General features: G+C 45.9%; 12 protein-coding genes. 9 read left to right on the top strand and 3 right to left on the bottom strand.

Annotated features, from left to right (window positions below; genetic code table 11):
* The first annotated feature begins 31 nt into the window (after positions 1-31).
* The 4 genes from BW716_RS30560 (at position 32) to rpe (ending at position 4,027) form a co-directional block, all read left to right on the top strand.
* The gene (locus tag BW716_RS30560) at positions 32-967 is read left to right on the top strand and encodes a homoserine kinase (protein WP_083729871.1); all 936 of its coding nucleotides are present in this window, start codon (positions 32-34) and stop codon (positions 965-967) included.
* Positions 968-973: 6 nt separating this feature from the next.
* Positions 974-2,260 (top strand): threonine synthase, encoded by a 1,287-nt coding sequence (thrC, locus tag BW716_RS30565; RefSeq protein WP_083729872.1) that lies wholly within the window; start codon positions 974-976, stop codon positions 2,258-2,260.
* Between the two features lie 69 nt (positions 2,261-2,329).
* Positions 2,330-3,334: a lipopolysaccharide assembly protein LapB gene (locus tag BW716_RS30570; RefSeq protein WP_083729873.1), complete on the top strand. Its 1,005-nt coding sequence runs from the start codon at positions 2,330-2,332 to the stop codon at positions 3,332-3,334.
* Positions 3,335-3,367: 33 nt separating this feature from the next.
* Positions 3,368-4,027, top strand: a complete 660-nt coding sequence (gene rpe / locus BW716_RS30575; RefSeq protein ID WP_083729874.1) for a ribulose-phosphate 3-epimerase — start codon at positions 3,368-3,370, stop codon at positions 4,025-4,027.
* 56 nt (positions 4,028-4,083) lie between these two features.
* Here rpe and BW716_RS30580 read toward each other — a convergent pair whose 3' ends face one another.
* The gene (locus BW716_RS30580) at positions 4,084-4,479 is read right to left on the bottom strand and encodes a response regulator (protein WP_083729875.1); all 396 of its coding nucleotides are present in this window, start codon (positions 4,477-4,479) and stop codon (positions 4,084-4,086) included.
* 8 nt (positions 4,480-4,487) lie between these two features.
* Positions 4,488-6,668: an ATP-binding protein gene (locus tag BW716_RS30585; RefSeq protein ID WP_083729876.1), complete on the bottom strand. Its 2,181-nt coding sequence runs from the start codon at positions 6,666-6,668 to the stop codon at positions 4,488-4,490.
* A gap of 376 nt (positions 6,669-7,044) precedes the next feature.
* On the opposite strand from BW716_RS30585, the gene BW716_RS30590 reads away from it, so the two are divergent.
* From BW716_RS30590 to BW716_RS30600, 3 genes are all read left to right on the top strand, one after another.
* The gene (locus BW716_RS30590) at positions 7,045-8,091 is read left to right on the top strand and encodes a PhoH family protein (protein WP_083729877.1); all 1,047 of its coding nucleotides are present in this window, start codon (positions 7,045-7,047) and stop codon (positions 8,089-8,091) included.
* Positions 8,092-8,296: 205 nt separating this feature from the next.
* A complete protein-coding gene (locus BW716_RS37160; RefSeq protein ID WP_179091339.1) occupies positions 8,297-8,770 on the top strand; it encodes a DUF4878 domain-containing protein in 474 nt (157 codons plus the stop codon).
* A gap of 199 nt (positions 8,771-8,969) precedes the next feature.
* The gene (locus tag BW716_RS30600; protein ID WP_083729879.1) at positions 8,970-9,509 is read left to right on the top strand and encodes an inorganic diphosphatase; all 540 of its coding nucleotides are present in this window, start codon (positions 8,970-8,972) and stop codon (positions 9,507-9,509) included.
* Positions 9,510-9,652: 143 nt separating this feature from the next.
* Here the strand turns inward: BW716_RS30600 and BW716_RS30605 are convergent, their stop codons facing one another.
* Complete coding sequence (locus tag BW716_RS30605; protein ID WP_083729880.1) at positions 9,653-10,414, bottom strand: C40 family peptidase; 762 nt, start codon at positions 10,412-10,414, stop codon at positions 9,653-9,655.
* A 71-nt stretch (positions 10,415-10,485) separates the two neighbouring features.
* Between BW716_RS30605 and BW716_RS30610 the strand changes: the two genes are divergently transcribed.
* Both BW716_RS30610 and BW716_RS30615 read left to right on the top strand, forming a co-directional pair.
* Positions 10,486-11,061, top strand: coding sequence for a sigma-70 family RNA polymerase sigma factor (locus tag BW716_RS30610; protein WP_143709132.1), 576 nt, complete (start codon positions 10,486-10,488; stop codon positions 11,059-11,061).
* A complete protein-coding gene (locus BW716_RS30615; RefSeq protein ID WP_083729882.1) occupies positions 11,051-12,148 on the top strand; it encodes a tetratricopeptide repeat protein in 1,098 nt (365 codons plus the stop codon). The genes BW716_RS30610 and BW716_RS30615 overlap by 11 nt, the downstream gene beginning before the upstream one ends.
* The last annotated feature ends 67 nt before the right edge of the window (positions 12,149-12,215 follow it).

Raw genomic sequence — 12,215 nt, forward strand, 5'->3', positions numbered from 1 at the left:
TCTTAAATGTTCAATCACAAAGCAAAGACTGATGGAAAATGATTGTATAAAAGTATTTGCCCCCGCAACGGTAGCCAATGTAGCCTGTGGCTTTGATGTGATCGGGTTGGCCATGGAAGCACCCGGCGATGAATTCATCATGCGCAGGAGTGACAAACCAGGCGTGACTATCACAAAAGTACATGGTGCCAATCTGTCTACAGACCCGGCGCAGAACGTATGTGGCGTGGCAATACAGGCATTGTTGCAAAAGCTTGGAAATCCGGATGCAGGTATAGAGCTGGAATTATTTAAGAATATCACGCCAGGTAGTGGCATTGGCTCCAGTGCCGCCAGTAGCGCAGGCGCTGTAGTAGGTGCGAACCATCTGCTGGGCGAACCATTCACACGTAAGCAACTCGTACGCTTTGCAATGGAAGGTGAAAGACTGGCCAGTGGCGCTGCACACGCAGACAACGTAGCCCCCGCTATCCTGGGTGGCTTCACCCTCGTAAGAAGTTATAAACCGCTTGATATTACAAGCCTCCATACACCATCAGAACTCTGGGTGACGGTCATCCATCCCCAGATTGAAGTGAAAACTTCCGATGCCCGCGAGATCCTGAAACAAAAAGTGCTCATGACCGATGCTATCCGCCAGTGGGGCAACGTCGGCGCACTCGTAGCAGGCCTCTACCAGGAAAACTATGACCTCATCAGCCGTTCTCTGGAAGATGTGATTGTAGAACCGGTACGTGCGATCCTCATTCCTGCTTTCTATGAACTGAAAGTAAAATGTAAGGAAGCAGGTGCACTAGGTGGTGGTATCTCCGGCTCCGGTCCTTCTGTATTCATGCTGAGCAAAGGTGAAGCCAATGCCCGCAATGTAGCAGAGATGATGAATACCGTATATGCACCCCTGGGCGTGGATTATAAAATCCATGTATCCAAAATCAATACGGAAGGTGTGAAAATATCAAAAGCGTAATCACAAATGAAATACTATAGTTTACAGAATAAAGATCATATCGTATCATTCGAAGATGCAGTAGTAGCAGGCCTTGCGCCTGACAAAGGTTTGTACTTCCCGGAGCACATTCCTGCATTTGAAAAAAGCTTCTTCGAAAATATCGGTACGCTCAGCGAAGTTGAAATCGGCTATGCTGCCATCAAACCTTTTGTAGGTGAAGAGATTCCTGATGATGTGCTGCGTAAGATCATTGCCGATACATTGAGCTTCCCTTTCCCTGTTGCACCTGTTCACGACAATATTTATTCCCTTGAACTCTGGCATGGTCCTACCCTCGCCTTCAAGGACGTAGGCGCCCGCTTTATGGCTGGTTGTCTCGGTTATTTCCGCAGGAATGATACCCGCCCTGTAACCGTGCTGGTAGCTACTTCCGGCGATACCGGCGGCGCTGTAGCCAATGGCTTCTACGATGTACCAGGTGTGAAAGTGGTGATCCTCTACCCAGGTGGTAAAGTGAGCACCCTGCAGGAAAAACAACTGACTACACTGGGTAAGAATATCACTGCCCTGGAAATAGCCGGTACCTTCGATGACTGTCAGCGTATGGTGAAAACCGCTTTCCTGGATGCAGAACTACAGGCACACAGCCTGCTCACCAGCGCGAACTCTATCAACGTAGCCCGCTGGCTGCCACAGATGTTCTATTACCTGCTGGCTTATAAACAACTGCAAAAAGAGGTGGTGTTCTCTGTACCTTCCGGTAACTTCGGTAACATCTGCGCAGGTATGATGGCTGCCGCTATGGGACTGCCGGTAAAGCATTTTGTAGCCAGTACAAATGTGAATGATACCGTACCCCGTTTCATGGAAAATGGCCAGTACGAACCAGGACAGGCAAAGCCTACGCTTTCCAACGCGATGGACGTAGCCGATCCGAGCAACTTTGTAAGAATACTGCAACTATTTACCAACAGCCTGCCGGCACTGAAAGAAAAGCTCACGGCTTACAGTTTCGATGATAAGGCGACTGTAGCCACCATGGAAGCTGTATGGAGTAAACATCACTATATGCTGGATCCACATGGTGCCGTAGGCTACCTGGGTCTGCAAAAGTACCTGGCAGGCGCCGATACAACCGGTGTGTTCCTCGAAACCGCTCACCCGGTAAAATTCGCAGACACCGCACCCACCAGTCTGCAATCACAGATTGTAACGCCGGAGAGCGTACAATACCTGTATTCACTGGAAAAAGAGTCTGTACAACTCCCGAATGACTACGCAGCCCTGAAAGGCTGGCTGATGCAGCAATAAAGGTTTTCTACTTAAAAGAACTTGTATCTTTCTTTTGATACAAGTTCTTTTTTATTTTAATATTGCTGTATGAAATACCTGGCCGTTTTTGCATTGCCGATCCTGTTTGCCTGCAACTCCAACTCCGCAGGGCATTCAGCAGATGCAACAAAAGATTCCGCGCTCTATGCGCCTATGATACAGCCGTTGACAGATTCTCTCAATAAATTTCCTGACAATGCAGACCTGCATTTCAGAAGAGCCCTCCTATTATTCAACACAGACCCGGCGCTGGCACAAAAAGACTTTGAAAAAGCTGCACAGCTCAAGCCCAACGTTCCTGACTATTGGGCAGGTGCCGGAGAAGCCGCTATTTTAATCGCCAACTACAAAGAAGCAGTGGCCAACTTCGAAAAAGCCCAGCACCTGGCGCCCAAGTATGCTTACCTGCAATACCGCCTCGCCACCGCCCTGATCGAAGATAAACAATACAAACGCGCAGACAGCCTGGCTTCTAAACTGGCCAATGATCCTGCCAATCACGATAAAGCCTATTATCTGAAAGCGAAGATCGCAGAAGAGAATAAAGATACCACCCTCGCCATCCAATACCTGCGTACAGCAGTGGATCAGGCAGGTTTACAAAGTGACTACGATGCGGTGATGGAACTGGGCGATCTGCTGGCTCAGCGGCATGCACCTGCTTCATTGCAGTACTATCAGCTGGCAGCCAGAATGGATTCGACCAATGATGACGCGCTCTACGCTATGGGTAAGTTCTATGAGCAGGAAAGTAAAATGGCAGAAGCCATCACGGCATTCAAAAATGCCATCAATATCGATGCGGAAGATGGTGACAACTATTTTGCTTTAGGAATGATCTATTTCAGACAGCAGGAATGGCAGCCGGCTTACAACTACTTTAACATGGCCTGTAAGTCAGGGCCGACCGATGGTGAAGCCTATTACTACCGTGGCAGGTGCAACGAAAAACTAGGCCGTAAACAGGCCGCTATCGACGATTATTCCAAGGCTGTAACCTTTAAGAAAGACTTCAAAGAAGCCAAAGAGGCGCTGGCCAACATACAGAAATAAGTTACATTCGTCACTCAAAAAAACGTTGTTCCTTTGAAAAAGAAGACCACCCTTATAGCCCCCTCCCTCCTTGCCTCCAATTTCCTGGAGCTCGGCAAGGAAGTAGACATGCTGAATAACAGTGAGGCGGACTGGTTGCACCTCGATGTAATGGACGGACGTTTTGTGCCTAATATCAGCTTTGGACTCCCCGTCATTTCCCATATAAAAAGAGCAGCCCGCAAGATCTGTGATGTGCACCTGATGATAGAAGAACCGGAGAAGTATGCGGAAGACTTCAAAAAGGCCGGTGCAGACATTCTAACCGTACACTATGAAGCATGTACCCACTTACATCGCAATATCCAGCAGATCAAAAACCTCGGCATGCAGGCAGGCGTAGCCCTGAACCCACATACACCCGTACAGCTGCTGGAAAATGTGATCAAAGACGTCGACCTCGTGCTCATCATGAGCGTGAACCCCGGTTTCGGCGGTCAGCACTTCATAGACCAGTCATTGACTAAAATAAAGCAGTTACGCGCCCTGATAGATGCTCATCAGGCACATGCATTAATTGAAGTAGATGGAGGTATTACTGCGGACAATGCTGCGGATATAATAGCGGCCGGAGCCGATGTATTGGTAGCTGGCAGTTCGGTATTCAATGCCCCGGATCCTGCTGAAGCCATTAAGGCACTGAAGTATGCATAATCGTGTTCAAACACATATTTGGTCCCGCCCACTATAAATGGCGGGATTTTTTATTTTTACTCCGCCTGGAGCTTGTTGATAATCTCGCTGGATAAAGGTTTCGTGAGGTACCCTTTTACAAAAGCATAATCGTCTACCTTCTTTCTATCACTATCATCGATAGAGGAAGTGAGTACAAAAATGCCGATCTTCTTTGGTAGTTGCTCATAGAATCCGGCATAATCATTCAGGAAATCCCAGCCATCCATGACTGGCATGTTCAGATCAAGCAAAATCAGGTCTGGCAGCAGGTCCGGCTCGTAAATGTATTCGCGCAGGTACTTGAGCGCGTCCTGTGCTTCAGAAAATGCCTTCACCTTCTCCCCGATCCCTTGTCGTTTGATCATCAGGTTCGCTATTTGCTGATGAATCGGGTCATCGTCAACAATAAAGATCATATTGAGCAGTTGCATACAGGGATTTATTCGGTTTTAAAGGTAATAATAAATTTGGTACCCCAGCCAGGTCTACTTTCTGCACTTATACTTCCTCCCATTGCTTCTACCTGAGTTTTGGTAATAAATAAGCCGATTCCTTTTGCGTCAGCATTTTTATGAAAGGTTTTCCTGAACCCAAATAGCTTGCTGCCAAAGCGGTTCATATCAATCCCCATTCCATTGTCTTCCGCAGTGAGCGTGATCATGCCTTTCTCTTTCCGGCTGCTGAAGTGCAGGGTTGGCGGCACATCGGGCATGCGGTAACGGATGGCGTTGGTGATCAGGTTTTGCAGAATGCTGTCTAAATATATACGGGGAAACCTGATCATTGATGCTTCCTGAAAGTCCGTGGTAATGCGCAGACCGCTCTGGTTCACTTCCTGCATCAGTACATGCAATACATATTCCAGTCTCTCTTCGAACGAAATCACTTCCTGCTGGATATCCGTTTCTTTTCGTATCTGCACTACGTTTACCAGGTCATTGAGTGTCTCATCTGTTTTGTTGATCACAGATTCGAGCATACCCAGGTATTCGATCTTCTCCTCTTCTTCATCGGAATGATTGTGCAGTTGCATCAGTGCTTTCAGGTTGGCGATGGGCGCCCGCAGGTTGTGCGAAGTGATATGCGCAAAGTCTTCCAGCTGCTGGTTTTGATTCAATAAGTTCCGGTTCAGCTTACTCAGCTGACTATTTGCCCTGTGTAATTCTTTTTGCAGTTTACGGCTACCGGTAATATCCCGGATGAAAACGGAGACAGTGTTGTCACGCATAGGTGTGACAAGGAAATCGTAACACTTGTCTACCCTGTAAAAGTAACTGCTGAAAGATTCTGATACAGTACTTTTCATTGCCTGTGCCAATCTGTCCAAAAATGGAGACGGCGTTCTAAACTCAGGGATAATGTCAAAGATATTACTCCCTGGCTGAATTTCCACACCGGCCATTTGTGCAGCCTTTCTGTTGATGAAGTTGACCCGGCCGTCGCGCTCCAGGGTGGCGTATCCCATATCAACAGCGTCGAAGAAGAGGTGCAACTGTTCTGTATTACGCTGCAGCTCAGTACGCATGAAATGTTCAAGCTTCGTGTCAGTGATATCGTTGATGAGTGCAACGACAATTGTCTTTTTATTTACAGGATCCTGGAGTGGGAAAAGGGTATAGTCCATCCAGCGAACCTCCGACAGGTCTGTAAAGATGGTCTCGGCAGAGAAGTCGACTTCAATTTCTTTGCGGACCATTTTATTCTCTGTCACTACCGTCATAAAAAGTTCGTTAAACCCATACAAACAGGCAAAAGGATCGCTCATGATGTTGTAAGCGCCTTCTACAAGGCCTGGCCGTACCTTCAAAAACTCCCGGTGAGTGTGGTTGATCCGGCGCATGAAACCATGGTGATCGAACTGTACATAGCCGATAGGCAGATGCTCCACGACACTTTCCAGCAGGCGGGCACTCTTTTCCAAACCCATGAGGGTCAATTTTTGCGCTGTAACTTCCTTGAGCAGCAGGTATAGATCTGTAATTTGTCGTTGCTGGTTGAAAGCCGGGAAAACGATCGCCTCATAATAACAGGGAGATAGCCGGATGGAATCGCCAACGGTATTTTCCTGGTAGCGGAGTAAGATCTCTTTTTTAGCGGACCGGCCGGTTTCGGCTACTTCCTCAAATAGTTGGCCAAGGCCGATCTGGCGATATACCGGATCCCGGAGGATATTGTATCCAGGCTGTATAAAAATAGGGTGATGAGGGCCCCAGACAGCTTGTTGTAAAGCGTTGCTTTTTATAGGGTAGCCATCCACTGAGAATTGTTGAATACCCAATGGAAGGTGAAAAAATAGTTTATCTGGCTGGGCTGTTTCATGCCCCAGTAGTACAAAATATTCATCCTGGGCCAACAACTGCCATGCTGTCCATTGCCCATCCGGACCTGCAAATTCCACGCAAGCTTTTAGTCCGTTTTGAAAGGTTGCTAATAATGCTCCCCAGTATACGCCCGTTCTCTCTCCGAACAGGTGATCATAATGGACTTTTTCTACATTCCCCCCCGGTAACTGCACAAGTCCCCTGGCCTTATCATTGGCCGATAACAGGTTTCCATAAAGGTCTAGTAACAGTGCCGGTACAAACGAAGCGAGTGCCTTGTTTATAATGGCATCATTCATAATTTTCTGTAGGATAAGGTCTTAAAAATAAGGAATATATTATTATTTTTTGGTAGATATTTTTCTACAAGCCCATAGCGCAATCACAATCTTTTCATTTATTCTTTTGAACTTCCTGTGAATATTCCCTGTTAAAAATTGCATTGAGGTCGTTTTCCCATTAATTTTGGTAATAAATCAAAAGGGGCATTTTGCAAAATGCTTACAGTTTTTTAACATTGAATACGAAATGATCGTTGCGGCTGCATATCATCATCCTGACAAAGTAAGAGAACTATGTAAGAAACAGGCTTTGGCGTGGTTATTGTCACAGCTTTTATGACAGCCGTGCGTGATTTGACCGGCAGTCCCTTTTCACTCTTAAATAAGACAACACTTGACAGAATCAATCATCAACTTAGACAGCATTAACCCTATAGAATTTTTTGGGGTCAACAATGGAAAGCTCGACCTGCTGAAGAAAAAATTCCCGCTGTTAAAGATTCTCTCCCGGGGTACTCAACTCAAAATCTCCGGTGCACCGGAAGAAGTAGCGACAGCACAGGAAAAAATCACTCAAATCATTTCTTACCTTGAGCGCAATGGTAACCTTAGTGAAAATTACTTTGAACAAATTTTAGGAGACGAAGAAGCGGTTGATAACTTCAAAGACCGTAATTCCAACGAAATCCTCGTATTTGGTCCTAACGGCCGCAATGTAAGAGCAAGGACCGCCAATCAGAAAAAGATGGTAGCGATGGCAGAAAAGAATGACATCATCTTCGCCATCGGCCCTGCTGGTACCGGTAAGACGTATACTGCTGTAGCACTTGCTGTTCGTGCTCTGAAAAATAAGGCTGTCAGGAAAATCATCCTTACCCGTCCTGCCGTAGAAGCTGGTGAAAACCTTGGCTTCCTCCCAGGCGATCTCAAAGAAAAGATTGATCCATACCTGCGCCCACTGTATGATGCCCTCGACGACATGATCCCAGCAGATAAACTGAGCTATTATATGACCAACCGTGTCATTGAAATTGCTCCGCTGGCATACATGCGTGGCCGTACACTGGACAACTCCTTCATTATTCTGGATGAAGCGCAGAATGCGACCGACCTACAGATGAAAATGTTCCTGACCCGTATCGGTCCAAGTGCAAAAGCGATCATCACCGGTGATATGACGCAGGTGGATCTGCCCAAAAATCAGCAGTCAGGTCTGACAAAAGCCAGTCGTATTCTCCGTAACGTAGATGGTATTGGCTATCTGGAACTGGATGAAGAAGATGTGGTAAGACACCGCCTGGTAAAAGCGATTATACGTGCATACGATGCGGCAAAAGAAAAAGAGGAACAATACCAGCAACAAAATCAAAATCACCGTAACAGGGAAAGGGACAGAGACCGGGACAGAGATAAAGAAAAAGAGGAGCGCAGGGATAATTAACACTTCCTTAACAGCGTTTATTGTATGTTCACTTTTTATTATGCGAATTGAACAACAACACGAACCTGTACCGATGGCCAGACACAACAATTATTCTTTTAGGGAATACAAGTCTGCAACCATGGCCACTAACTCATTATCGCTTTTTTGTAAATTTATACTTTCCTCCTATTTTTGTTACCTCTTATCTATAATGAACAATTGCATGACCAATTATCTGCGCTTTCTTGTCCTGGTTTTAATATCCGGTGTTGTACTGAGCGGTTGCAAAAAGCGGGCTTCCCCACAGGAGGTAGCACTGAATTTTATGCATGCTATTCAGGAATCTAACTTCGATCTCGCCAGAGATTACGCGACGAGGGAATCGCAGCAGGTGATTCAGTTATATTCATTTTTTGATGCCCGCAGGAATGAGACAGAAAGAGAAAAGATCAAAAAAGCGGGTATAGAGGTCGTAAATGCAGAGGAAAATGGAGATAAAGCGACGGTGACCGTGCTTAACTCTTCCTCTAAACAGCAGGAGCGTTTACAGTTGGTGAAAGAGAATGGCCAGTGGAAAATATCGCTGTCATTAGAAAGTATAATTCCTAATTATATGCCTCCGGCTACCCCGATCATGGATTCTGCCAGCGCGATGCAGCCGGATTCGGTTGGAGTACAGTCTCCGGACCAAAAATAGTCCTAACATCCCTGTAAGTTTGGATTTACAGTTGAGTTCCTTATTTTTGCTACGCGCCAGCAAAAGTTAAATTCCACATTGCATAAAGTTAAACTGCTGACCTAAGTCCCGCAACCGACTTGGACAGCTTCTTTCTTTTTGTAATATTGACGATGCCGGCGACACCAAAATAATAATAAACAAATAAATAGTTTTGAAGATGACGACGAACAATCCCTGGCATCAAGTCAGCACAGGATCTGAATCACCCAAAGTCGTAAATGCGATTATTGAAATACCAAAAGGCTGCCGCGCTAAATATGAGCTGGACAAGGAAACTGGTCTGCTTAAATTAGACAGAGTGCTGTATTCTTCCGTATACTACCCTGCAAACTATGGCTTTATTCCTCAGACATATTGTGATGATCATGATCCATTGGATATCCTGATCCTGTCACAGGTGGATGTAGTGCCAATGTGTATTATGGAAGCAAAGGTTATCGGTGTAATGCAGATGATCGATGGTGGTGAGGCAGATGATAAGATCATCGCTGTAGCTGCAAATGATATGAGTGTGAACTATATTAACGATATTTCTGAATTACCGCCTCATTTCACAGCTGAAATGCGTCACTTCTTTGAAGAGTACAAGAGACTCGAGCATAAGGAAGTTAAAGTGGCTGAATTCCAGAATAAAGAAGTTGCTGAAAGGATTATTCTTGAGAGCATTGAAGGCTACAAGAAAAAGTTCAATAAGTAGTTTTTAAAAGGGAGCGCCAGCCAGCCCCCCTTTTAAATTAAAAAAGTGCAACAAAAAAGGTTTTGCCGGAGGCAAAACCTTTTTTGTTGCAAGCCGATTTGTATGGCCGGCTTGCAGCCGGCCATACAAATCGGCGTATTGTTTTAGATATATCGTTTGATGATTCTGAGGTTGTGGGTACGCACTCCTGTCTCTGAATTAATGATCCCCTGATTATCTATTGGATCTACCCTTACCCTACCAGATGAATGTATGATCTCCTGATCATTCAACAGAATTCCCACATGCGTGATCCTACCCGCTTCATTGTCAAAAAACGCCAGGTCTCCCAATCTCACCTCCTGTAAAAAATCTACCACCGTACCCTGTGCCGCCTGCTGATAAGCATCTCTCATTAATGAGATCCCAAGCGTCTTAAAAACCGTCTGTGTAAAGCCGGAACAATCCACGCCGTATACAGACTTTCCGCCCCATAAATAGGCTGTATTCAGGAACTGAAACGCCCGTTCACGCAGGCCTGCCTCGTCCAAAAATGGTTTTAAAAGGCTTTCCTCAAATTGTACCGTATACTTTCCCCAAACTGTTACAGCCTCATCGGTGGTTTTTACTAAGCAGCCCAAAGGCACCTGCATAGGCTGACCGTTCATGCTGACAGTGTTGGCCCATTTGGCAGTGTAGTGTGTATAGGGCGCATTAAATAATTCTTCTTCTATGATTTCCAGGTGGTTAACAGTCACCCAACCCTCATATTCATCGTACTGACATTTTACCTTTACCCAGCCATCTTGTCCGTGTACTGTGATGGTTACGCATTCTCCCCACAATGCCTGTGAGATCATTTCACTTCTGTGGGCAGGTTCTGCCCTTAAAGGCATGACAGGCACCACCGTAATTGCATATGGCATATTAATTGTCTAAAATAATTATATGTCTAATGAAACCTTTTGGGTTCTCATATGTAAATATAGGTAACACTATGCTACAGCAGTTAACTAATTTGTCGGACAAAGAATTAATATCCCGGGCGAGAAAGTTGAAAGACCAGGAAGCCGAAGGTGTTCTTTTGGAAAGGTATAGTCACCTCATGGTGGCTGTATGCCTGCCTTATTTAAATACCGCCCCCGGAAGGGGCGCGGATGAAGTGTTTCCGGTGCTGCTACAGCGCCTGAGTAATTCTTTGAAGACCCAAACCATTCATAAGGTGAATGAGTGGATCCATTACAATGTAAAGGCCATTCAGGATAAGTCTGACAGGAATCTGCCCTTCTTCTCTACAACTGAATCCAGAGAAATCCAGCAAGTCGAAAACAGGATTGAACATGCTGCTATGAACCAAAAGGAACAGCAGCAGCTCTTAGCGCAGATGAATGTGGTGATTAGTCAATTGCCCGCTGAGGAGAAATTATTCCTGACGAAATTTTACCTGGAACAGCAGCCTTTGGCCCAGTTGGCCGGGAGTAAGAAGTATTCCATCGAAAAAGCCAGGCAGATCCTGAAAAATGCTAAACAGCATATGGCTTCAATACTCATGAAACAATCCAATGAGCAGTAATTTGGAAAATAACGATAAGATACTCAAGATCTTCAGCACGGTTCGGTGTATGAACAGGGACCAATTGCCCCGTTATTTAGACGGGCGGCTCACAGACCTGGAAAAACATTTGCTGGAACAGCACCTGGTGGATTGTGATCTTTGCTTTGATGCGTTGCAGGCATTATCGCAGGCGAAACATAGAGAGCAGTACCAACCCTTGTCAGTGAATATACAGCAGTATATCCGCAATAGTGTGCGCAAGGTATCGACTACACAGAAGGTAGAACGGTATCAGCGGTTGGAGCAGAAGAAAGAGAGTTTCCTGATATATTTCTGGGTAGTCGCGGCCGTAGCACTGGGTGCTGGCGGGGTTTATCTGGTACAGCATCAGAATCGGTTCAGGGCAATGAATCCGGTACAGCAGTTAGCGGCAGCTGACAAAGTGATAGAACCAATTCAGACGAGTCAGAGTCAGCCGGTAGTACAGGCAACGGAAAGGGCGGCAGCTACGGCTCATGCTGCTCCTGTAGCAGATACATTGCAACGGAGGCAACCTGTGCCAGGGGAGGTAAAACCAATCCCTGTGGTGAAAAAAGACACCATCAAAGCGGCATCGGCGCCAGTAGCACCAAAACCGGCTCCTCAAAAAGATTCTGTAAAGAAAACTCCTCCTGCAGAGCAAAAGGACGATAAGTCTACTTCACCACCGGCCAAAAAGGAGGAAAAATCCACTTTGCAACCGGCTAAAGAAACACCTGCCCCGGTAGCAGAGAAAAAAGAAACCCCTCCTGCTCCTAAAAAAGAGAAGGAAAAGGATGATGACGATGATAAAAAGACCGCCGATGTACAACCCACAGGTACGGATGAATTCCTGTATAAGGCAGCGATGGTCTACCATCAGCAAGGTGACTTAAACGAAGCGATTTCGAGGTATAAACACCTTTCAGATAGTAAATCCAAATATGGGGAGCTGTCCCGTTATCAACTGGCTGTCTGCTATCGTAGCAAAGGGCAGACAGGAAAAGCCCGCAGGATGTTTAAAGAAGTAGTGAGGATGAATGGGCCGATGAAAGATAAAGCACAGTCTGCACTGGATAGTTTGTAATTATTTCTTCTTCATAAAAAAAAGGGGGCGCTACCCAAGGTAGCGCCCCCTTTTTTCTTTGAAAATA

Origin of the sequence: [Flexibacter] sp. ATCC 35208 (genome assembly GCF_001975825.1) — a bacterium.
Classification (GTDB): Bacteria; Bacteroidota; Bacteroidia; order Chitinophagales; family Chitinophagaceae; genus Chitinophaga.